The sequence below is a fragment of the Lentzea sp. NPDC037011 genome (assembly GCF_055607425.1).
In genome coordinates this window covers 53,486-74,566 of the sequence record NZ_JBVJRT010000017.1, presented here as the reverse complement: position 1 = coordinate 74,566, position 21,081 = coordinate 53,486, and the positions used below count along the sequence as shown (strand labels likewise).

The window sequence follows — 21,081 nt, the reverse complement described above, 5'->3', positions numbered from 1 at the left end:
CTCGTCGTGCCCTGCCCCTACGCCCGCGCCTCCACGCCCCGCGCTCGCGTCCCCGTGCCTGCGCCCCCGCGCCCGCGCTCAAGCCCCTGCGCTCGGCGGCCTGACGGCGCCGTCAGGCCACCGAGCGCATCGGAACGACCAGGTAGGTGAGCTCCACGCCGTCCTCGCCGGGCGGGGAGGTCAGGACGGTGGAGCGGAGGCCGTCCTGGATGCGGAGTTCGATGCGGCGGCCCGCGAAGGCCTTCAGGGCGTCGGCGAGGTAGCGGGCCTGGAAGGTCTTGGTGAGGCGGTCGCCCTCGACGGTGGCCTTGACGAACTCCTCGGCCTCGCCGGAGGTCGGGTCGCTGCTCTTGACGCGCAGCTCGCTGTCCTCGACCTGGATGGTGACGGCCTGGTGGGGGCCGCCGTAGGGGGTGGCGCGGCGCACGGCGCGGGACAGGGCGTCGGCGTCGACCAGGACGGTGCTGTCGATGGTGGTCTCCAGGAGTCGGCGCGCTCGGTCGTCCGGGAACGGGGCGGCCAGGAGTGCGGTGGAGAGGGAGTTGTGGTGCCAGGCGAGGCCGATGCGGTCCGCGTCGGCGTGCAGGGCGACGGGGCCCTCCGCCTGGCGGGTGGCTTCGGCGAGGGCCTTGGCGGGGACCAGGACGTCGACGGAGCCGGCGGACTGCCACGGGAGCTTGGCGTAGGCCATGCGGTAGCGGTCGGTGGCCATGACGTGCAGGTGCTCGGCGTCGGACTGGACGCGGATGCCGGTGAAGATCGGCAGTGCATCGTCCTTCGAGGCGGCGCCGGCCACGGCGGCGACGACGCGCAGGTGCTCGGCGGCCGCGGTGCCCTGCAACGGGGGCAGGGCCGGGATGCCGGGGTGGTCGTGCAGGTCGAGCAACGGCAGGGCGAAGCGGGCCTGGCCGGTGCGGACCGCGAGCCGGGAACCCTCGACGCGCAGGCGGACCTGCGGCTCGTCGAGGGCCTGGAGGGTGGCGGCGAGCGCCTTCGCGGGCACCAGCACCTCCCCCTCGGTGTGCGCGGACGCGGGCTTCGTCAGGCTCACCGCGTGTTCGTGGTCGCTGCCCGCCACCTCCACCCCCGTCGCGGAGGCCCGCAGCCGGACACCGGCGAGGACGGGGTCGAGCACGCGGGTGGGCAGCAGCCGCGCCACCTCGGCGACGGCGCCGGCGAGCTCGGCTGTGGTGGCGGTGAGGTCCATGGCAGGGACGTTAGCGAGCACCCCTGACAATTTTCGCGAGCACGAGCGCGGCCAGGACGCATGAGCACCGGCGTCTCACCCGGTGCGCAGGTACTCCAGCTGGGCCCGCACCGACCACTCCGCGGCCGGCCAGAGCACCCGGTCGACGTCGGCGTAGACGACCTCGACGACCTGCCGGGGCGTGGGCGAGCCGCCCAGCGACTCCACGGCCCGGCGCACCTGCTCCAGGCGCTGGGTCCGGTGCGCCAGGTAGGCCCGCGCGGCCTCGCCGGCGTCGGCGAGCTCGGGGCCGTGGCCGGGCAGCACCGCGGTGTCCGGCGGCAGGTCCGCCAGCACCTTCAGCGACTCGAAGTAGTCGCCGAGCTTCCCGTCGGGGTGGGCGACGATCGTGGTGCCGCGGCCCAGCACCGTGTCCCCGGTCAGCACGGCCTCGCCGTCGAGCACGAAGCACAGCGAGTCGCTGGTGTGCCCCGGTGTGCCGAGCACCCGCAGCTCCAGACCGGAGCTGGTGACGACGTCACCGTCCACCAGGCCCTCGGACCCGAAGACGAACGTCGGGTCGAGCGCGCGCACCGGTGCCCCGACGAGCTCTCCGAACGAGCGCGCCCCCTCGGAGTGGTCGGGGTGACCGTGGGTCAGCAGGACCTCGGAGACCGGCCCGACCGCCGCGATGCGCTCCAGGTGCGCGGGGTCGAGCGGACCGGGGTCGACCACGACGTACGACCCGGCGTCCGGTGCCTTGAGCAGCCACGTGTTGGTGCCGTCGAGCGTCATCGGCGACGGGTTGTCCGCCAGCAGCACGGCCGCGTGCGCGGTGACCTGGCGCAGCTGCCCGTACAGCGGGTGCTCGGCACGGGCCCCGATCAACGGCGACCCGCTCATCCGAGCACCACCCTGACCACGTCACCGTCGCGGATCAGCTTGGGGATGATCTTCTCGACGCTGCGCTCCTCGGCCATGACCGCGGCGACCGAGCCGAGCGCACCGACCTCGTCCAGCGTCCGCCAGGTCGGCGGCATGAGCATGCGGCGCCCCTCCTGGGCGTCCTGGACCGCTTCCGCGGGCGTCTGCCAGGCCGCGTCGGACGCCTCGGTCGTGGCGCCGTCGGCGTGCTGACCGGTCGGCAGGGCCGCGACGAAGAACCGCGTGTCGTAGCGGCGCGGCTCCTCGCGCGGAGTCACCCAGTTGGCCCACGGCCGCAGCAGGTCCGCCCGCAGCACCAGCCCGGCGGCCGCCAGGAACTCCGCCAGCGACACCTTCCGGTCGACCAGGTCCTGCCGGGCCTGCGCGTACACCGAGGCGTCCGCGACGACCGTCGACGGGGACGGCCCCGCCAGCAGCACACCGGACTCCTCGAACGTCTCCCGCACCGCCGCGCACACGAACGCGCGGGCGAGCGACTCGTCCACCCCGAACACCGACCCCCACCACGACGGCGGCGGACCGGCCCACGCGACCGACGTGTCCGCGTCGCGCGGGTCCACGCCACCACCGGGGAACACGGTCATGCCGCCCGCGAACGCCATCCCCTTCACCCGCCGCAGCAGGAACGCCTCCACCCCGGCCGCACCGTCGCGCAGCAGCACCACGGTGACCGCGTCACGGGGTTCGACGGGTTGGGCAACCGGCGCCGCGGGTACCAGGTTTCCCGGCAAGGTCATGTCCTCGGGCATCCTCCGAGCGTACGACCGCGCTGACGTGAGGATGGTGTGATGGCGACGAAGGTCTCCGGCTGCCTGGTGAAGATGCTGCTGGTCCTGTTCGGCGTGGTGGTGGGAACGGGGTTGACGGCGGTGACGGCCGTCCTGCTGTTCCTGCCCGACCGCACGACCGTGATCAGCGTCGACCCGACCGCCGAGTCCCCCGGCGTGTACGTGAAGAAGGTCGAGCGCGTGGTTGGCGGCACCAACTACGAGATCTGGCTCGGGCCCACGCCCGACCGCGGTCACGTGGTGACCGTTCCCGCCGGGTGGGAACACGACCCCGACCGCGAGAGCACGCCCGACGGCCTGCGGCTCAAGTTCGACAACGGGGGCGAGATCTTCGTCCCCAGGGCCAGCTACCTCTGAGGCAGGATGGGCGAGTGGACGAACAGCTGCGCGTAGGACTCGTCGGTGCCGGACCGTGGGCGGAGATGGTCCACGCCCCCGGTCTCGCCAACCACCCCGGCACCCGGCTCGCCGGCGTCTGGGCCCGCAGGCCCGAGGCGGCGCAGCGGCTCGCGAACGCCCACGGCACCGAGGCGTTCGAGTCCTACGAGGACATGTTGTCCACTGTGGACGCCGTCGCGTTCTGCGTGCCGCCGGGCGTGCAGGCGCCGATGGCGATCACGGCGGCGAACGCGGGCAAGCACGTCGTCCTGGAGAAGCCGATCGCCGAGTCCGCGGACGTGGCCGAGCGGCTCGCGCAGGCCGTGAGCGACGCGGACGTGGCGTCGCTCGTCGTGCTGACCCGCCGCTACGCCCCGGAGACCAAGGAGCTGCTCAGGCAGCTGCACCGCACCGGCGGCTGGACCGGCGCGGACGGCCGCTGGCTGACCGGCGCGCTGCTCGACGGGCCGTTCTCGAACTCGCCGTGGCGGCACGAGAGGGGCGCGCTCGACGACATCGGCCCGCACGCGTTCGACCTGCTGGACGCGGCACTGGGCGAGATCACCGACGTGCTCGCGGCGAACGTGTCGGAGACCGGGCTGTGGCAGCTGATCCTGCAGCACGCGGGCGGTGCGACGAGCACGCTGACGCTCACCCTGTCGTTGCCGCTGCAGCCGCCGTTCACGGACTTCACCGTGTTCGGGCCGAACGGCCACCGCACGCTGAACGGCCGCGACACGTCCACTTCCGACTGCTACACGAACCTGCTCGACGACTTCGTGGCGATGGTGCACAGCGGCACCACCACCCACGAGTGCGACGTGCGCCGCGGCCTGCACCTGCAGAAGGTCATCGACCTGGCGCGGCGCAAGGCCGGGGCGTGACGTCCGCCCCGGGAGCACGAGTCGCCCTCACTGCTGCTGGTGCCCGTTGTTCGTGGCCCCGAACGCCGACTGACGCGCCGATGACCGGTCGATCTGCCAGCGACCGGCGTCGGGCGTCTTCGCGCCGGACTGCTCGCGCTGCGCCAGCTCCTCGTGCAGCTGCTGCAGCAACGCGCGTTCGCGTTCGCTGAGGTTCGCGTCCACACCGGACGACTCCGCGGGCGGTTCGGCCAGCGCGGCCTGCAGGGCCGCCAGCTCGTCGCCGCGCAGTTCCATGGTGACCTCGGCCCGGTTGATCGGGGTGGGCTCCGGCAACGCCTCCGGCACCGGCTCCAGCTCCACCACCGGTTCCGGCTCCGGTTCGGGCTCCGGCTCGGCCGGGGCCACGGAGATCCGCTTCACGGGCTTGGGCGGGAAGGGCTGCGACCCCTCCAGGGACGGCGTGCGGGCAAAACGTGAGCCGGACTCCTCCACCACTGGCTCCGGCGCCGGTGTCGGCTCGGCCACCGGCGCCGGAGCGGGAAGTTCTTCCGACTGGTCGAACCAGGTGGGCTCGTGCCCCACGCCCGCGGGTGCCGGTGGTGGCATCGACGCCACCTGCGCCCCGGAGATGGGCACCGGACGCGAGGACGTCACGGCGGAGGCGTGGTAGTCGCCCAGCTGCGTGCCGACGGCCAGCACCTCGACCGCGGCCCGGATGCCCGCCTTGCGCAGCACCGTGTCGACCCGGTACGCGGTCGCGGGCGCGAAGCCCTGCGGACCCACGTCCACGAGCACGACCCGCTGCGGCAGCGGACCGGGGGTGGCCCCGGCCGGCGAGGAACGCCAGACGCAGCGCACCGCGCGCACGTCCGGCAGCACCGACACCGCGCGCGACAGCAGCGGGCCGAGGTCCGCCGCCGGGTCGGAGTCGGAGGTGAAGCGGTGCCGGATGAACGGCAGCACCTCGACGACCGGCATGCGGTCGGTCAGGCTCGCGTCGGAACGCACCTCGTGCAGCGCCCACGTGATGGCGGCCCGCTCGTCGGGCAGCACGGGGATGCCGCCTGCCAGGAGCGTGCCGACGAGGAACTCGACCGCGCGGTCCAGCTCTCCGACGGCGAGGAACTCGCGCGCCTTCGACAGGGCGTCGTCGTCGACGCGCCCGGCCATCGACAGCAGGAGATCGTGCAGACGGACCGGCAGGCCGACACCGTCGTTCGTCACGGCAACTCTCCTTAGCTGAGCACCAGGTGCTCCTCGGACTCGGCGCCGGCGCACACCAGCTCCGATGCCGCCAGCGCCGCCCGGTGGTAGGGCGGCAGGTCCAGACCGGACGGCACGACCTCGACGCACGGGTCGGGCTCGCCCAGCGCCCGCAGCACGCGCTGCAGCTCGCCGGTCAGCCTCGCGTGACCGGTGGTGGCCGCCACCAGCAGGACGCGGTTGACCCCCTCGGGGCCGATGCGCCAGCAGGAACGGACCTCACCGACCCCGTGGCGGCCTCGCAGCGTGGCACCGAGCACGACGGTCGCGGAATCCCCCATCGGCACCCGATCGGGTGATTCCGGGGAGAAGGTGTAGTCGGTGGGGGGCAGTTCGTCCAGCCCTTTGACCGAACTGACGGCCCCCGGCTCGGCCCCGTAGGGCACGAGCGCGTCCTGAAGGAGGCGCATCTCGTGGTCGGTCAGCGGGATGCGCCCGTGCAGCAACGTGCGCGGCAACGACCGCGCGAGCACCGCGTACGCGTCCGAGGCCGCCCAGTCCCGGTACCGCCAGAGCAGGTCGTCCGGAATGCGTCCGGCGAGCCGCAGCAGCAGTTCGTGGCACGTGTCCGACATGTCACACCCTTCAGCGGAAACCCGGGACGGGGACCGGGAGACTCAGACCTCGACGACCAGTTCGACCTCGACCGGCGCACCGATCGGCAGCTCGGCGACGCCCACGGCGGAACGGGCGTGCTTGCCCGCGTCACCGAAGATCTCCCCCAGCAGCTCGGACGCCCCGTTCACGACACCGGGCTGACCGGTGAAGCCCTCCGCGGAGGCGACGAAGCCAACAACCTTCACGATCCGCTTGATCGAGTCAACGCCCACGAGGTCGTGGACCGCCGCCAGCGCGTTCAGGACGCACGTCCGGGCGTAGGCCTTGGCCTCCTCCGGGGAGACGTCGGCGCCGACCTTGCCGGTGGCCGGGAGCTGGCCGTCGACGAACGGCAGCTGGCCGGAGGTGAACACCCAGGACCCGCTCTGCACGGCCGGGACGTAGGCGGCGAGCGGGGCGGCGACGCCGGGGAGCTCGATGCCGAGCTCGTCGAGGCGAGCGGACCAGGTCATGCCTTCACCCGCTTCAGGTACGCGACGTGCTGCTCACCGGTGGGGTTGGTCAGCACGGTGACCAGCTCCCAGCCGTCCTCGCCCCACTGGTCGAGGATCTGCTTGGTGGCGTGGATCAACAGCGGAACGGTCGCGTACTCCCACTTCGTCATGCACGGAAGCCTAACCCGCCACCCGAACGACCTCTGCGCGGTTCCGGCCGATCGGGCTACCTTGATCACATGGAGACCTGGCGCGTCATCGCCACCGGCGCGTTCGCGGTGGGCGGGCTGGTGCTGGTGCTCGTCGCCATGGCCCAGGTGCGGGACCGCAAGCACAGCCAGCGGGTGCAGGTCCGGCAGGCCGGGCTGATCGGGCTCGTGCTCGTGGCCCTCGTCACGCTGGGCATCGCGTTCTTCCTGCCGTCGGTCGTGGCGTGGGCGTTGGTCGCGGCGACCGCCATGGCCGTTCTCTTCCTCACCCTGGTCGATTGACCGACCGATCCACGTCCGGCCGGATTCACACATAGTCTGGACGGGTGACGTCGTGGACCGAGGAGCTGACCAGAGCCCGTCTGCACGTGGTCTCCGGCAAGGGCGGCACCGGGAAGACCACGGTCGCGGCCGCGCTGGCGCTCGCGCTCGCCACCGGGGGCCGCCGGGTGCTGCTGGTGGAGGTGGAGGGCAGGCAGGGCATCGCCCAGCTCTTCGACCGGGCCCCGCTGCCCTACTCCGAGGAGCGCATCGCGTCCGCGCCGGGCGGCGGTGAGGTGCACGCGCTCGCCGTGGACGCCGAGGCCGCGCTGCTGGAGTACCTGGCGATGTTCTACAACCTCGGCTTCGCCGGCCGGACGCTGCGCAAGATGGGCGCGATCGAGTTCGCGACCACCCTCGCCCCCGGCCTGCGGGACGTGCTGCTCACCGGCAAGGTGAAGGAGACGGTCAACCGCACCGGCGACGGCGGCAGGCACTGCTACGACGCGGTGGTGCTGGACGCGCCGCCGACCGGCCGGGTGGTGAAGTTCCTGGACGTCACGAAGGCCATGGCCGACCTCGCGAAGGTCGGGCCGATCAAGGGGCAGAGCGAGGGCGTGGTGCGGCTGCTGCACTCCGGTGACACGGCGGTGCACCTGGTCGCGCTGCTGGAGGAGATGCCGGTGCGCGAGACGCTCGACGCGGTCGCCGAGCTGGACGCCGCGGACCTGCGGCCCGGCGCGGTGCTGGTGAACCGGGTGCAGCCGACGCGGCTGCCGGCCAGGTCGCTGCCCGCGGCGGCGGACGGCAGGGTGGACGCGGCACGGGTGCGCGCCGGGCTCGTGGCGGCGGGGCTGGACCTCGCGGAGGAGACGCTGGACGACCTGGTGGACGAGACCGTCGAGCACGCCATCCGGGTGCGCTCGCAGCAGGAGGCGATGGAGCTGCTGCGCGAGTCGGACCTGCCGACGCTCGACCTGCCGGAGCTGACCGACGGGGTGGACGTGGCCGCGCTCTACGAGCTGGCCGAGGTGCTGGTCGCGGCGGGTGTGCGGTGAACAGGCTCGACTTCGACCCGCTGCTCGACGACCCGGCCACGCGCGTGCTCGTGTGCTGCGGGTCGGGTGGTGTCGGCAAGACGACGACGGCGGCGGCGCTGGCGCTGCGGGCGGCCGAACGGGGCCGGCGCGTGGTGGTGCTGACGATCGACCCGGCACGCCGGCTGGCCCAGTCGCTCGGGCTGCGGGAGCTCGACAACCACCCGCGCGAGGTCGTCGTCGACGGCTTCGAGCCCAAGGGCGAGCTGTTCGCGATGATGCTGGACATGCGCCGGACGTTCGACGACATGGTGCTGACCCACGCCGGGCGCGACCGGGCCGACCAGATCCTGTCGAACCCCTTCTACCAGACCATCTCGTCGTCGTTCTCCGGCACGCAGGAGTACATGGCGATGGAGAAGCTGGGCCAGCTGGTGGCCGCGGACGAGTGGGACCTGATCGTCGTCGACACCCCGCCGAGCCGGTCGGCGCTCGACTTCCTGGACGCGCCGCAGCGGCTGTCCACTGTGCTCGACGGCAGGTTCATCCGCATGCTCTCGGCACCGGCGCGCGCCGGCGGCCGGGGCCTGCTGAAGATCGTCGGCACCGGTTTCAGCCTGTTCACGCGCGCGGTGTCGACGATCGTCGGCGGCCAGCTGCTGCAGGACGCGTCGACGTTCGTGCAGGCCTTCGACAGCATGTTCGGCGGGTTCCGCGAACGGGCCCAGCGCACGTACGAGCTGCTCCGCTCGCCGGGCACCGGTTTCGTGGTGGTGGCGGCGGCGGAGCCGGACGCGCTGCGCGAGGCCAGCTACTTCGTGGAGCGGCTCAGCGCGGAGAACATGCCGTTGTGCGGGCTCGTCGCGAACAGGACCCACCCCGTGCTGGCGGCGGACCTGCCCGCGGCGAAGGCCCACGCCGCGGCGGACGACCTCGACCGTTCCGGTGAGGCGCCGCTCGCGGCGGCGGTGCTCCGGCTGCACGCGGACCGGGTGGCGGTCGCCGATCGGGAGAAGCGGCTGCTGGCCCGGTTCACGCGTGCCCACCCCGGTGTCGCCCTGGTCGGCGTGCCCGCGTTGCCCGCGGACGTGCACGACCTCGACGGCCTGCGCGAGATCGGCCGCCGGCTCGCCGGGGAGTAGAGCCTCGTTGATCTTCCGTGCGGAGCCGCGGAACTAGCCGACCCGCGTGTCCTCGTGGTGTTCCTGGCGCGCATTGTCGAGCAATTCGTACCAGGACGTCACGTCGGGACGGCGACGCAGGAGAGCGCGTCGTTCACGCTCCGTCATGCCGCCCCAGACACCGAACTCGATCCTGTTGTCGAGCGCTTCGGCCAGGCATTCCATGCGCACCGGACAACCGAGGCACACGAGCTTCGCCTTGCGCTGCTCCGCACCGCGCACGAAGAGCTGATCCGGCTCCTCATCACGACACGAAGCGTTGATACGCCAATCCCCCTGGTTCATATCCCCCACTCCTCAGTGCTGTCCAAATGTGGAAATCCGCCACACCCCTGCCACGGATGCCGTAGCGTTCGAGCTACGACTGCATTCCTTGGACGTTGACGGACTGTAGTGCCGTTCGGTTCCCCTTCCAAGCCTGGGTCACCCGACTGTTACCTGTCTTGCGTATGTCTACTCATGCTGAGTAACGGCCCTTACTGATCACCTTCACCCGTTCGTGTACGGCGTACGCTGAGGCGCGTGCGAGTCAGGAATGGCGTGCTCAAGATGCTCGGCCTGTGCCTGCTGGCTGGGGTTCTCCTCGCCGGCATGCTGTTCCCAGTCGTGGGCGCGACCGGTCTGGTGTCGAACCGGGCCAGCGACACCGTGGACAGCATCTCCGCCGACCTCGTGACCACGGACCCACCGCTGATCACGACGGTCACCGACAGGGAGGGCGCCCCGATCGCCTACCTGTACGACCAGTACAGAGTCCTGACACCGCCCGAGAAGATCTCGCCGACCATGAAGGCGGCGCTGATCTCGGTCGAGGACCGCCGGTTCTACGAGCACCAGGGCGTGGACTGGAAGGGCACCATCCGCGCCGGTCTGACGAACCAGGTCAGCGGCGCCGTGACGCAGGGCGCGTCCACGCTGACCCAGCAGTACGTCAAGAACTACCTGGTCCACGTCGTGGCGCGGAACAACAAGCTGGAGCAGGCCAAGGCGCAGGAGCAGACCATCGCGCGCAAGATGCGCGAGGCCCGGATCTCCCTGCAGCTGGAGCGGAAGCTGGGCAAGGAGGAGATCCTCGCCCGCTACCTCAACGTCGTCCCATTTGGTTCGACCATTTACGGGATCGCGGCGGCCGCCCAGGCCTACTTCAACACCACGCCCGACAAGTTGACGGTTCCCCAGGCCGCGATGCTCGCCGGAATGGTCAACAGCCCGTCAGCACTCGACCCCGAAGCGTATCCGGACAAAGCGCTGGAGCGGCGCAACAAAGTGATCGACAGGATGGTCGAGAACGACAAGCTGTCGCGCGACGCGGGTGAGGCGGCGAAGAAGGAAGGCCTCGGCCTGGCGAACCCGGTGCGCACCCCGCCGAACGGTTGTGTGGGCGCCGGACCGGAAAACGGCTTCTTCTGTTCCTACGTCGTGAACTACCTGCAACGCGCGGGTTTCAGCGAAGAACAGCTGCGCACCGGCGGCTACACCGTCCAGACCACTTTGGACAGAGGGATCACCGCGCAGGCCAAGGCGGCGGCGGAGGCGGGGGTCGCCAAGGGCACGCCCGGGATCGCGAACACCATGGCCGTCGTGAAGCCCGGCAAGGAGCGCCACGACGTGCTCGCGCTGGTGGCCAACCGCGACTACGGCCTGAAGGCCGACCTGAACCAGACGACGTTCGACCTGCCCAGCGGCGTGGAGAACAAGTTCGGCGCCGGCTCCGTCTACAAGGTCTTCACCGCCGCCGCGGCGCTGGAGAAGGGCCTGGGCATCGAGAACACCATCGCGACGCCGACGTCCTACACCTCGCGGGTCTTCAAGGGCGGTGCCCAGCGCTGCCCGAGCACCGGTGAGCCCAGCACCCGCTGGTACTGCCTGTCGAACTTCGACTCGAGCTACCCGTCGTCGATGTCGTTGCAGCAGGCGTTGCAGACCTCGCCGAACACCGGCTTCGTGATCCTCGAGGAGCAGACCGGCATGGACGCCGTGGTCGACATGGCGTCGCGGCTGGGCATGCGCGACACGATGGCGACGAACCTGCAGGGCATGCGGCCGGACCCGAAGGCCAAGGACAAGCAGAACCGCATCTCGCAGACCGAGTTCTACAAGCAGAACGGCGGCAACGCCTCGTTCACCCTCTCGCCCGCCCCGGTGTCCACCCTGGAGCTCGCGAACGTCGCCGCGACCATCGTGTCCGGCGGCAAGTGGTGCCCGCCGACCCCGCTCGCGAAGGTGCTCGACCGCAACGGCAAGCCCGTGCCGGTCAACGAGGCGCCGTGCGAGCAGGTCGTCAACGAGGGCCTGGCCAACGGCCTGGCGATGGGCATGAGCAAGGACGACCTGGGCAACGGCACGGCCGCGGCCGCCGCCCGCGCGTTCAAGTGGACCCGCCCGATGATCGGCAAGACCGGCACCACCGAGGAGTACAAGTCGGCCGCGTTCATCGGCGCGACCCCGGACTTCGCGGGTGCGGTGCAGACGTTCAACGACGGCACCGCGCCGCGCCCGATCTGCGTCGGCGGCGCACCCCGCCTGTGCGGCAACGGCAACATCTTCGGCGGCACCGTCCCGGCCCGCACGTGGTTCGACACGATGTCGAAGGTCCACGGCGACCTGCCGGTGTCGCAGCTCGCGCCGGTCGAGCAGCGCTACCTCAAGGGCGGCCGCGAGATCCAGATCCCGGACGTCGTCGGCCGCCAGGTCAACGACGCGGTGCGGGTGCTGGAGCAGGCGGGCTACAAGACGAGCCAGCAGACCGTCAACTCCGAGCAGTCCAAGGGCACCGTCGTCAGCCAGTCGCCGCGCGGCAACGCGTTGCGCGGCACGGTGATCACGTTGTCGGTCTCGTCCGGCTACGTGCCGCCGCCGGTGCCGACCGAACCGACGAGCGGTCAGCCGCCGGGTCCCGGTGACCCGAACCCGGGGCCGCCGATCACCCTGCCCACCGAGCCGGGTGGACCACCCCGCAGGTAGCCGACAGGGCCCTCCCGCCGTTCGAGCGGGAGGGCCCTGGTCGTCTTCGTCCGGCTGCGTCCTAGGCGGACTGGGCCTGCCACATCCAGTGCGCCTGCTCCAGCTCCTGCGTGATGCCGATCAGCAGGTCCTGGGTGACGAGGTCCGGCTTGTCGGTCTCGTCGATGCGGGAGCGCATGCGGGCGATGAGCTTGCCCAGGGAGTTGGTGATCGCCGTGACGACCTGGTCCTCCTTCAGCCAGCCGGTCTCGATCTCGGGCACGCCGGACGACTCGGCGATGGTCCTCGCCGTGCCGTTCGGGGTGACGCCGAGAGCGGCCGCGCGTTCGGCGACCTGGTCCGCGGCGGTGCGCGCCGCGGTGACCAGCTCGTCGAGCTGCAGGTGGACGCTGCGGAAGTTCTTGCCGATCACGTTCCAGTGCGCCTGCTTCCCGATCAGGGACAGGTCGACGAGGTCGACGAGCGTTGCCTGCAGCACTGCCCCCACGGCGTCACGGTCGGCGTCGGGGAGCGGGCTGGTGATCGGGTTCTTGGCCATTGTTGAACGCGCCTCCTCAGACGGTGACGGTGAGCGCCACCTCGATGTTGCCGCGCGTCGCGTTCGAGTACGGGCAGACCTGGTGGGCCTGCTCGACGAGCTTCTCCGCGACCGCCTGGTCGAGTCCGGGGATCTTCACCGCGAGCTCGACGGCGAGCTGGAAGCCGCCGGCCCCGTTGGATCCGATACCCACCTTGGCGGTTACCTCGGAGGACGCAACTTGAACCTTCCCGGCGCGCGCGACGGCTGCGATGGCGGAGTTGAAGCACGCCGAGTACCCGGCCGCGAAGAGCTGCTCCGGGTTGGTCGCGTCCCCGCCGGGGCCGCCCATCTCCTTCGGGACCGACAGGACCTCGTCGATCACACCGTCGGAGGAGCGCACCTCGCCGTTGCGGCCTTCGCCGTAAGCAGTCGCCTCAGCCGTGTACAGCGCTTCCATTCCGCTCTCCCTTGAGTCAGTGGACGTTGCTTCCACCGGGGAGAACGCATCGCGCACGACTTATCTGCCCGATGGTGACTCAGTTCACGTCAACGGGTGACGCGTGGCGCAGCGCGAACTCGACGACCTGGCGGCCGATGACCCGCAGGTTCCGGTCGACGTCGGAGTCCGAGCAGGAGCCGTCGCCGTCGAACTTGACCTGCGCGGAGTTGATCGCGGCGCCCAGCGGCGTGGGCCACCCGCGCAGCGCGTGCACGATCGAGCGGACCGCCGCGAGCGTGTTGACCGCGGCCTGCCAGCCGTAGGCGGCGGTGATCGTGCCGACCGCGCGGCCGTCGAGGTAGGGGCGGTCGTCGTCGCGCAGGTCCTCGATGTAGTCGAGGGCGTTCTTGACCAGGCCGGAGACCGTGCCGTGGTAGCCGGGCGACACGAGGATCACCCCGTCGGCCCTGCGCAGGTCCTCGACCATCTTCCTCGCGATGTCCGTGCGTTCCGGCACGGACGGGTCGTAGAACGGCAGCACCAGCTCGGGGCCGCTGTACTGGATGGTCCGCGCGCCGAGCTCGCGGGCACCCTCGAGTGCGACCCTCAGCGCCCGCTCGGACTGCGAGTCGGACCTGATCGAGCCGCCGATGCCCACCACCGTCACCGTCATGACGTCGATCCTTCCACCTCCAGATACCTGGAGATCCAGCACTACTCGCGAGTAACGTGCACCACATGTCGAACTTCCGGGCCGGCGTCCTGGTCGGCGCCCTGCGCTTCGCGTTCGGTCTGCCCGCTCCCGTGCGCCGCCTGATCGCCGGCCGACCGATCCGGCTGGACGGTCAGGACCTGCACCCCGAGGCCCAGTTGCTGCTGCGCCTCCAGCAGCTGTCCGGCACCGGGTGGCGCACGAGGACAGCATCGGAGAGCCGACTAGACCTGGAGTTGAGTTCGAAGCTCGTCTCCGGTCGGAAGATCACCGGTGTGGGTACCCGCGACCTCGCGATCGGGGAGTTCGCCGGGCGGCTCTACACGCCGGCCGGGCTGGCTCCCGGCTCCGCGTTGTTGATCTTCTACCACGGTGGCGGCTGGGTGACCGGCAGCCTGGAGAGCCACGACAACCTGTGCCGGTTCCTCGCGCGGGAGGCGGGCGTGCGGGTGCTGGCCGCGGACTACCGGCTCGCGCCGGAGCACCCGTTCCCCGCGGCGGCCGACGACGCGGCCGAGGTGCTGCGCTACGCCGTGGCCAAGGCGGAGGACCTGGGCGTCGACCCGCGCCGGATCGCGCTCGGCGGGGACAGCGCGGGTGGCAACCTGGCCGCGGTGACCGCGCACGGCGCCGAGGTCGACGTGGCGTTCCTGCTGCTCTTCTACCCCGGCGTGGACGCGTCGGTGCGGCGCCGGTCGCGGGAGGTCTTCGGCAACGGGTTCTTCCTGACCGACGAGAAGATGGACTGGTTCCTCGACCAGTACAGCTCCGGCGGCCGCGACCGGCACGACCCGCGCCTGTCGATCATGCTGGCCGACGACCTGTCCGGGCTGCCGCCGACCTACGTCGCGACCGCGGGCTACGACCCGTTGCGCGACGAGGGCGAGGCGTTCGCCGAACGACTGGCCGCCGAGGGCGTTCCGGTGGTCCTCCGCCGGCACGAGGGGTTGTTCCACGGGTTCGCGAACGTGCTCGGCGTCGGCGGGATCTTCCGCGAGGCCGTGTCGGAGGCCGTCGGAGCGCTGCGGACCGGCCTGGCCCTCGCGAACTCCGCTCAGGACGTGGCCGAGACGGCCTGACCGCGGTCGCCGGTCCGCTGCCTGCTCAGCAGCCAGCCGACACCGGCGACCACCAGTCCGGCCAGCCCCGCGACGACGAACCCGAGCGCGGGCCCGCTGTGGTCCACGGCGAGGCCCGCGAGCGGTTGTCCCGCCGCGACCCCGAACGTGAACGCCGAGCCCTGCAGGCCGAGTGCCACGCCGCGCGCCGACGGGGGCGCGAGCTTGCTGATCTGCTCGCTCGACGCGGCGATCGTGGGCGCGCACAACAGGTTCATCGGGACCAGCGCGAGGGCCAGCAGCGCCACGTTGCCGTCGCCGAGACCCACCGGCAGCTCCAGCACCGCCATGCCCGCGAGCAGGACCACGCCTCCCGGCACGCGCCGCAGACCGCCGTAGGCGAGCCCGCCGAACGCCGACGCCGCGCACATCACCACGAAGAGCACGCCGAGCCAGCCCTGCCGGCCGGCGTGCTCCAGGCTGGCGATGGCGGCGAGCTCCATGCCCGACAGCACCATCGTCGCCCCGAACGGGATGATCAGCGCCGCGACCATCGGCCCGCGCAGCCACTCCTGCCAGCGCGGCGCCGGCTCCGCGCTCACCTCGTCCTCGTGCACCAGCGGCGGGTTCACCACGTACAGCAGCACGCAGGCGAGCACGATCGCCACGCCGACGGAGACGAGCGCCAGGCCGGTCGAGAACTTCGTCGCGAGCAGCACGCCCGCCGCCGGCCCGACCATGAACGACAGCTCGACGGAGATCGAGTCGAGGGAGAACGCGGGCCTGCGCTGCGGTTCCGGCACCAGTGCCGTGAGGGCCTGCCGGCCGATCGACATCACCGGCACCGAGAACAACCCGTTGGCGAACGCCAGCGGCAGCAGCAGGGAGTAGCTCATCATCGGCGCGGTCAGCCAGAACGCGCCCTCGACGACCGCGCTGACGGCCAGGGTGGTCCGCAGACCCCTCAGGTCGATCAACCGCCCCATCAGCGGCGACCCGAGCCCGATGCCGACCATGGTCGCGAACCCGACGGCACCCGCCGCCGCGTACCCCTTGTCGAGCGAGGTCACGACGTGCAGCGTCACCGTGACGCCCGCCGCCGTCGGGGCGATCCGCGCGAGCAGCACCAGCAGCATCAGCGACCGCACACCGGGCAGCGCGAGGACGGTCCGGAAGGGGGCGAGGTTCACCCCCACATCGTCACCCCGCGGGCAAGGTGATTTCCCGGCCCGGGCGGGGCCCTCCCACCGTGGCGGGAGGGCCCCGTTCCGCGGCTACCCCGCCAGGTGGCGGCGGGCGAAGTCCACCTCAGCAGCCGTCTGGCGCATGGTCTCGGCGACCACCAGCGAGCCGTGGCCCGCGTCGTAGCGGTACATCTCGTAGGTGTGACCGCGCTCCGCGAGGGCGTCGAGGTAGTTGTCGATCTGCCTGATCGGACAGCGGGGGTCGTTCTCGCCCGCGAGGACCAGCACCGGCGCGGTGACCCGGTCGACGTAGGTGAGCGGCGAGCACTCGCGGTACAGGTCGGGCAGGTCCTCCGGGGAGCCGCCGAAGAGCGCGCGGTCGAAGGCGCGCAGCGGTTCCATCTCGTCCTCGTAGGCGGCGAGGTAGTCGGCCACCGGGACGCCCGCGATGCCGACGGCCCAGCGCTCCGGCTGGGTGCCGAGGCCGAGCAGCGTCAGGTAGCCGCCCCAGGAGGCGCCGTTCAGCACGACCCGCGCCGGGTCGGCCAGACCGGACTCGACGGCCCAGTCGTGGACGGCGGCGATGTCCTCCAGCTCGGTGAGACCGGGGCGGCCCTCGATGGCGTCGCGCCACTTCGAGCCGTACCCGGTGGAGCCGCGGTAGTTCACGTGGACGATCGCGAAGCCCGCGTCGAGCCACACGGCCCGGTAGGCGGAGAAGCGGTCCTCGTCGGAGGAGTGCGGGCCGCCGTGGACCATGAAGACGGTCGGGAACGGGCCCTCCCCCGCCGGGCGCGAGACCAGCGCGTGGACGTCGCCGACGAACACGTCCTCCAGCGGCTGCGACGTGGCCGGGCGGGAGCCGGCGGGTTCGACGAGGACGCGTTCGGTGCCGTCGGCCGACAGCGCGCGGATCACGGTCGAGTTCGACGCGGACGACCAGGAGTACTCGACGGTGCCGTCGGGACGCACGCCGGCCGAGCCGATCACACCGGGCGCGGTGTCCAGGGTGGACAGCTCACCGGTCGTGAGGTCGTAGCGGTGCACGGTGTTGCGCGCGTGGTGCGTGTGGACGATCAGCAACGCCGAGGCGTCCGGGTACCAGTCGGCCGCGACCTCGCCCGGCAGGTCGAGGACGATCTCCTGCTCGGTGTCGGCGGCGACGTCCCACACGAGCAGCTCCTCGCGACCGCGGCGCTCGTGCAGCACGAGCAGGCGCTGGTCGCCGCGGACCGGGCTGAACGAGACGGCGTCGAGGCCCTTGCCCTTGCCGTCCCACTTCTCGGCCGCGGTGGAACCGTCCGCGGTGGAGAGCACGCGCAACGCCATGTGCCGGTTGTCGCCGTGCTCGGAGTGCGCGATGGCGACCAGCGACTCGTCCTTGGCGAGCGCGGTGACACCGGCGTCGTTCTCGTTGCGGTAGACCACCTCGGTGCGGTCGCCGCGCGCCAGCCAGACGGTGGTGCCGTCGTCGGTCGATGCGGCGACGGCCGTGAGCTCGCGGCCGATCTCCAGCCCCGCCGGGTAGCCGGCGGTCACGCCCTCCACGGCGGGCTCGGCCTTGCTGCCGTCGGCGTGGAACGGCTCGCGCACCCAGACGCCGAACTCGTCGCCGTCGTGGTCGTCGAACCACCAGATCTCGGTGCCGTCCGGGTTCAGCGTGCCGTGCGACGTGCCGTTCGGGCGGTCGGTGACCCTGCGGTGCTCGTCGGTGGCGCGGTCCCAGCAGTAGATCTCCCACACCCCGCTCGCGTTGGACAGGTACAGCGCGCGGTCGGGTGCGTCATCGGCCCAGCCGGGCAGGCTCATCCGGGGTGCGGTGAACCGTTCGCGCCACGTGGTCTCCGCGGCGGGGTCGTCGAAGAGCTGGTCCGGAACCTCTGGAGCGGGGTGCGTCGTCACAACCCAACACTAGGTCAGGGGCGGTCCGGCGGGACCGGAATCCCTGGCTGCGCAGCTTCGTGCGCGTTAACGTTGACGAATGCCCGACACGACGGAACTGCTCGACCAGGCGACCTCGTTGGAGGAAGTGCAGCGGATCGTCCGCACGACGGCCCGTTCGCTGCTGCGCTCCCACGGCGCGACCCTCGTGCTGCTGGACGGCGACCTCTGCTACTACGCGGACGAGGACTCGATGAGCCCGTTGTGGAAGGGCCAGCGCTTCCCCGCCGCGAACTGCATCAGCGGCTGGGCGATGCTGAACCGCAAGACCGTCGTGATCACCGACATCCGGTTCGACGCGCGCATCCCGCAGGAGGCGTACCGGCCGACGTTCGTGCGGAGCCTGGTCGTGACGCCGATCCTGCGGCCGCTGCCCATCGGGGCGATCGGGTGCTACTGGGCGGTGCCGCACACCGCGTCCGAGTCGGAGACGTCGGCACTGGAGGCGCTGGCCGCCGCGGCGGGCGTGGCGCTGGAGCGGTTCCCCGAGGGACTGCCCGCGGGGGTTCCTCAGCTAGCGCCGGTCCCACGGCTCAGCCGAGCTCTTCCTCGAAGATCCGGTCGACCTGCTTCGACGCCCGGCCGAGCGCCTTGACCGCCGCGAACACGACGACGACAGCGGCGACGACGGCGACGGTCACCCACACCGACGTCTGCAGGTACACGATCGCCAGCGCTTGCAGCACGACAACGGTCTTGGCGGCTACGACGAGCCACGACTTGTGAAGGGGTTTCGCAGCGGTGGCGGAGTTCATGGAGCGTCTCCCGATTTGTTCAACAAGTGCCGAACACGTCGTCCAGCTTGTCGCGTCGATCTTGGCGCCTGTTACGCAACGTGACTTGAATCGTCAACCTTCACTCGTAGGGGCTAACGCTACGTGGCCGTTCCGCATGTTTGACCTGAAACGATGGCGCTGTGACCGTGAACTCACGGTGACTGCTGCGGCCGTCCGTGTCGATACGTGTCGCCCGATCGTGTGATGTTTGAGCGTGGATTCACTACTTTTTTCCGGGAAGTGCGGGACCTTCGACTCTGCGCATCAGACCGTGTCCCAGCGAGGCCCGCAGCAGCCGCCGGCGGTCGGCGCCGAGAGCTCGTGCGAACGCAAGGTGGCTGCCTGTGGCGGCCAGCCTCACGCCGCACGGTCTTTGCCACACGCACAAGACGCTGCTCGTGGAGCTCGGAGTGCCCAGGCCGCTCCAGGACGAGCGCATGGGGCATCTGGACAGCACCGTGCGGGGGCGCACTCGCACGTGACGCAGACGATGCGGGATCGGCTCATGGCGGACCTCACAGAGGTCTGGAAGGAGGCGTTGGAGCTACGACGGGCGATGAACCCTAGGTCTCCGATTGTGGCGCTTGGCAAGCTTCTCAGGACCACTTGAGGCCGTCGCTTCACGCCTTTGGGGGAATCGACAGGATTTCTGTGACGGTAGGGCGCGTGCTGACGTCGGACGCAACAAGACGACCCTGACCTGCTGGAACCTTCACTTTGAAGATCAGGGCCGTTGGCTCCCTATGGCGCGCTGCTGTTGCCGTAGGGCTTGCTTTTCGATCATGAAAGGGAGGTTGTCCAACCAGGCTGGGCGGACGACACTGTGGCCAGGACCGTGCAGTAGATAGCCCGTCTGAGTGATCCGGTGGCCGAAGTAACAAACGTGCGTGCACGTATCGATAGGTTCACCGGTCTGTAGTGGTGCCATCCTGGACATGAGGATGCGGAAGCTGAGGGGAGGTCAACGTGGGATCAGAGGCAGCAGAAGACGGAGCTGTGATCAATCTGGAATTGAAGGGTCCGCACGGACAGATCGACCCTCGTGCAGTCGCCGAAGCGATCGTTGCGTTGGACAAGGTCCTCCGGAGCCTTCCGCAGGATGAGCCGACACCGCTCGCTATCAGCAGCCTTTCCGTAGGTAGCGCCAAGATCGGAATCCGAGCTTCAGAGCGCGTTGCTGGCGTGATGCGCGATGGGCTTCGGGATCTGTTCCATGAGGCCGTGGTTCCGCGAGGCTGGTCGATCGAGACTGTGGCCGGCCTCTTGGAGCTCGACCAGGTACGGAAACGTGCAGGTGTTGAAGGGATCTGGCTACAGATCGATGACGCGCTTGCGCCGCTCGATGAGCAGCTGGCGCTGCACGCGCGAGAGAGCATCGAACCTCCAGCGCCTTCGCTTGGCTCTGTTCGTGGCGAGTTGTACCGGTACAACGGCCACCAGCACACAGCCGCGCTCCGCGACTACCGAACCGGCAAGATCGTGACCGTCACCTTCCCGAGTGCGCTAGCGGCCGACGTGCGGGGCGCGTTGGACCAGGAAGTCGAAGCCTGGGGCCGAGTCACGCGAAACATTCACGACCAGGTCGAGTCCATCGCCCTGGAAGGTCTGACCTCGCTAGAGACTCCCGAGTCGCGGGTATCTCTGGACGACGTGATCGGCTTGTTCGGTTCTGACTGGACAGAAGGAATGGACGCCGTGGATTGGGTTGGGCGGCAGCGTGGCTAAACCACCACCACCGCTCGTGGTGGTCGACAGCTGCGTGATCGTCGATGTGCTTGCTCCCACCGACACAGATCGGCACGCCAGGTCCGTCCAGATCCTTCGTCTCGACGGCCAGCAGCACCGCGTTCTGTTGCCAGCTCTGGTGATCGCTGAGATCGCTGGCGCTGGCCAGATACGAGGTGATGAGGGCGGAGCGGCCGAGCGCAAGCGGAGGATCGCGCTCGCACAGCAGTGGATCAAAGACAGCGAGTACCTCGTCGCTGACATCACCGAACGCGTTGCAGGACAGGCCGCACGTCTGGCGACGGATCACAACCTGAAGGGCGCCGACGCCTGCGTTGTTGCGGTGGCTCTGGCGTGGAAGTGTCCCAAGCTCTACACGTGGGACGGCGGGATTTTGAAGATCGCTGACATGATTCCTGGGCTCTCGGTCGAGCAGCCACCAGCGCACGGTCAGGGAGCGATCTTCTAGCTTGGGTCCCGCGCTGTGGGGCCCAGGTGCGGCCGTACGGCCCGTCGATGAGCAGGCTGATGGGCCTTACGGTTCACGACGCTTACTGAGCGCCTCTCAAGATGCTTCCGCGCCCCACCGAAGTGAC

24 protein-coding genes are annotated in these 21,081 nt (G+C 70.6%); 10 read left to right on the top strand and 14 right to left on the bottom strand.

Going from position 1 to position 21,081, the window contains the following annotated elements; all coding sequences use genetic code 11:
• Positions 1-112: 112 nt before the first annotated feature.
• From dnaN to ACZ7CH_RS37070, 3 genes are all read right to left on the bottom strand, one after another.
• Positions 113-1,207 (bottom strand): DNA polymerase III subunit beta, encoded by a 1,095-nt coding sequence (gene dnaN / locus ACZ7CH_RS37080; RefSeq protein WP_458429684.1) that lies wholly within the window; start codon positions 1,205-1,207, stop codon positions 113-115.
• Between the two features lie 75 nt (positions 1,208-1,282).
• Positions 1,283-2,089 carry an MBL fold metallo-hydrolase gene (locus ACZ7CH_RS37075; protein ID WP_458429685.1) on the bottom strand — a complete coding sequence of 269 codons (807 nt, stop codon included), beginning with the start codon at positions 2,087-2,089 and terminating at the stop codon, positions 1,283-1,285.
• Positions 2,086-2,880 (bottom strand): NUDIX hydrolase, encoded by a 795-nt coding sequence (locus ACZ7CH_RS37070; RefSeq protein ID WP_470376061.1) that lies wholly within the window; start codon positions 2,878-2,880, stop codon positions 2,086-2,088. The genes ACZ7CH_RS37075 and ACZ7CH_RS37070 overlap by 4 nt, the downstream gene beginning before the upstream one ends.
• A gap of 39 nt (positions 2,881-2,919) precedes the next feature.
• Between ACZ7CH_RS37070 and ACZ7CH_RS37065 the strand changes: the two genes are divergently transcribed.
• Positions 2,920-3,276, top strand: a complete 357-nt coding sequence (locus ACZ7CH_RS37065; protein WP_470376060.1) for a hypothetical protein — start codon at positions 2,920-2,922, stop codon at positions 3,274-3,276.
• 14 nt (positions 3,277-3,290) lie between these two features.
• A complete protein-coding gene (locus ACZ7CH_RS37060) occupies positions 3,291-4,181 on the top strand; it encodes a Gfo/Idh/MocA family protein (protein ID WP_458429687.1) in 891 nt (296 codons plus the stop codon).
• Between the two features lie 27 nt (positions 4,182-4,208).
• Here the strand turns inward: ACZ7CH_RS37060 and ACZ7CH_RS37055 are convergent, their stop codons facing one another.
• Genes ACZ7CH_RS37055 through ACZ7CH_RS37040 form a run of 4 tightly spaced genes read right to left on the bottom strand, consistent with a single transcriptional unit; the run spans position 4,209 to position 6,648 of the window.
• Positions 4,209-5,387 (bottom strand): hypothetical protein, encoded by a 1,179-nt coding sequence (locus tag ACZ7CH_RS37055; RefSeq protein ID WP_470376059.1) that lies wholly within the window; start codon positions 5,385-5,387, stop codon positions 4,209-4,211.
• 11 nt (positions 5,388-5,398) lie between these two features.
• On the bottom strand, positions 5,399-6,001 hold the full coding sequence (locus tag ACZ7CH_RS37050) for a hypothetical protein (RefSeq protein WP_360385074.1): 603 nt from the start codon (positions 5,999-6,001) through the stop codon (positions 5,399-5,401).
• Between the two features lie 42 nt (positions 6,002-6,043).
• Complete coding sequence (locus ACZ7CH_RS37045; protein WP_360385072.1) at positions 6,044-6,496, bottom strand: RidA family protein; 453 nt, start codon at positions 6,494-6,496, stop codon at positions 6,044-6,046.
• Positions 6,493-6,648, bottom strand: coding sequence for a DUF4177 domain-containing protein (locus ACZ7CH_RS37040; protein ID WP_086668176.1), 156 nt, complete (start codon positions 6,646-6,648; stop codon positions 6,493-6,495). Before ACZ7CH_RS37040 ends, ACZ7CH_RS37045 begins: the two co-directional genes overlap by 4 nt.
• A gap of 69 nt (positions 6,649-6,717) precedes the next feature.
• Here ACZ7CH_RS37040 and ACZ7CH_RS37035 point away from each other — a divergent pair, with 69 nt between their 5' ends.
• Genes ACZ7CH_RS37035 through bagB form a run of 3 tightly spaced genes read left to right on the top strand, consistent with a single transcriptional unit; the run spans position 6,718 to position 9,127 of the window.
• A complete protein-coding gene (locus ACZ7CH_RS37035; RefSeq protein ID WP_470376058.1) occupies positions 6,718-6,969 on the top strand; it encodes a hypothetical protein in 252 nt (83 codons plus the stop codon).
• A gap of 44 nt (positions 6,970-7,013) precedes the next feature.
• Positions 7,014-8,006, top strand: a complete 993-nt coding sequence (gene bagA, locus ACZ7CH_RS37030; RefSeq protein ID WP_360385068.1) for an ATPase BagA — start codon at positions 7,014-7,016, stop codon at positions 8,004-8,006.
• Positions 8,003-9,127: an ATPase BagB gene (gene bagB, locus ACZ7CH_RS37025; protein ID WP_458429690.1), complete on the top strand. Its 1,125-nt coding sequence runs from the start codon at positions 8,003-8,005 to the stop codon at positions 9,125-9,127. Before bagA ends, bagB begins: the two co-directional genes overlap by 4 nt.
• A 33-nt stretch (positions 9,128-9,160) precedes the next feature.
• Here bagB and ACZ7CH_RS37020 read toward each other — a convergent pair whose 3' ends face one another.
• On the bottom strand, positions 9,161-9,451 hold the full coding sequence (locus ACZ7CH_RS37020; RefSeq protein WP_360385064.1) for a WhiB family transcriptional regulator: 291 nt from the start codon (positions 9,449-9,451) through the stop codon (positions 9,161-9,163).
• Between the two features lie 237 nt (positions 9,452-9,688).
• On the opposite strand from ACZ7CH_RS37020, the gene ACZ7CH_RS37015 reads away from it, so the two are divergent.
• Positions 9,689-12,130, top strand: a complete 2,442-nt coding sequence (locus ACZ7CH_RS37015; RefSeq protein WP_458429691.1) for a penicillin-binding protein — start codon at positions 9,689-9,691, stop codon at positions 12,128-12,130.
• 61 nt (positions 12,131-12,191) lie between these two features.
• On the opposite strand, the gene ACZ7CH_RS37010 is transcribed toward ACZ7CH_RS37015, so the two are convergent.
• The 3 genes from ACZ7CH_RS37010 to ACZ7CH_RS37000 form a co-directional block, all read right to left on the bottom strand.
• On the bottom strand, positions 12,192-12,668 hold the full coding sequence (locus tag ACZ7CH_RS37010) for a Dps family protein (protein WP_360385060.1): 477 nt from the start codon (positions 12,666-12,668) through the stop codon (positions 12,192-12,194).
• 16 nt (positions 12,669-12,684) lie between these two features.
• Complete coding sequence (locus tag ACZ7CH_RS37005) at positions 12,685-13,107, bottom strand: organic hydroperoxide resistance protein (RefSeq protein WP_325512784.1); 423 nt, start codon at positions 13,105-13,107, stop codon at positions 12,685-12,687.
• A 79-nt stretch (positions 13,108-13,186) separates the two neighbouring features.
• The gene (locus tag ACZ7CH_RS37000) at positions 13,187-13,762 is read right to left on the bottom strand and encodes an NADPH-dependent FMN reductase (RefSeq protein WP_360385058.1); all 576 of its coding nucleotides are present in this window, start codon (positions 13,760-13,762) and stop codon (positions 13,187-13,189) included.
• A gap of 65 nt (positions 13,763-13,827) precedes the next feature.
• Between ACZ7CH_RS37000 and ACZ7CH_RS36995 the strand changes: the two genes are divergently transcribed.
• Positions 13,828-14,880, top strand: coding sequence for an alpha/beta hydrolase (locus ACZ7CH_RS36995; RefSeq protein ID WP_470376057.1), 1,053 nt, complete (start codon positions 13,828-13,830; stop codon positions 14,878-14,880).
• On the opposite strand, the gene ACZ7CH_RS36990 is transcribed toward ACZ7CH_RS36995, so the two are convergent.
• Entirely contained in the window at positions 14,856-16,049 is a 1,194-nt protein-coding gene (locus ACZ7CH_RS36990; protein WP_470376056.1) for an MFS transporter, read from the bottom strand. The two genes, ACZ7CH_RS36995 and ACZ7CH_RS36990, sit on opposite strands and share 25 nt — an antisense overlap.
• An 84-nt stretch (positions 16,050-16,133) precedes the next feature.
• On the bottom strand, positions 16,134-17,945 hold the full coding sequence (locus ACZ7CH_RS36985; protein WP_360385051.1) for a prolyl oligopeptidase family serine peptidase: 1,812 nt from the start codon (positions 17,943-17,945) through the stop codon (positions 16,134-16,136).
• 79 nt (positions 17,946-18,024) lie between these two features.
• Here ACZ7CH_RS36985 and ACZ7CH_RS36980 point away from each other — a divergent pair, with 79 nt between their 5' ends.
• Positions 18,025-18,579 carry a GAF domain-containing protein gene (locus ACZ7CH_RS36980; RefSeq protein ID WP_470376055.1) on the top strand — a complete coding sequence of 185 codons (555 nt, stop codon included), beginning with the start codon at positions 18,025-18,027 and terminating at the stop codon, positions 18,577-18,579.
• On the opposite strand, the gene ACZ7CH_RS36975 is transcribed toward ACZ7CH_RS36980, so the two are convergent.
• On the bottom strand, positions 18,518-18,739 hold the full coding sequence (locus ACZ7CH_RS36975; protein ID WP_470376054.1) for a hypothetical protein: 222 nt from the start codon (positions 18,737-18,739) through the stop codon (positions 18,518-18,520). The genes ACZ7CH_RS36980 and ACZ7CH_RS36975 overlap by 62 nt on opposite strands.
• A gap of 1,017 nt (positions 18,740-19,756) precedes the next feature.
• Between ACZ7CH_RS36975 and ACZ7CH_RS36970 the strand changes: the two genes are divergently transcribed.
• Positions 19,757-20,485, top strand: coding sequence for a hypothetical protein (locus ACZ7CH_RS36970; protein ID WP_360385045.1), 729 nt, complete (start codon positions 19,757-19,759; stop codon positions 20,483-20,485).
• 16 nt (positions 20,486-20,501) lie between these two features.
• Entirely contained in the window at positions 20,502-20,954 is a 453-nt protein-coding gene (locus ACZ7CH_RS36965) for a type II toxin-antitoxin system VapC family toxin (protein ID WP_360385043.1), read from the top strand.
• The last annotated feature ends 127 nt before the right edge of the window (positions 20,955-21,081 follow it).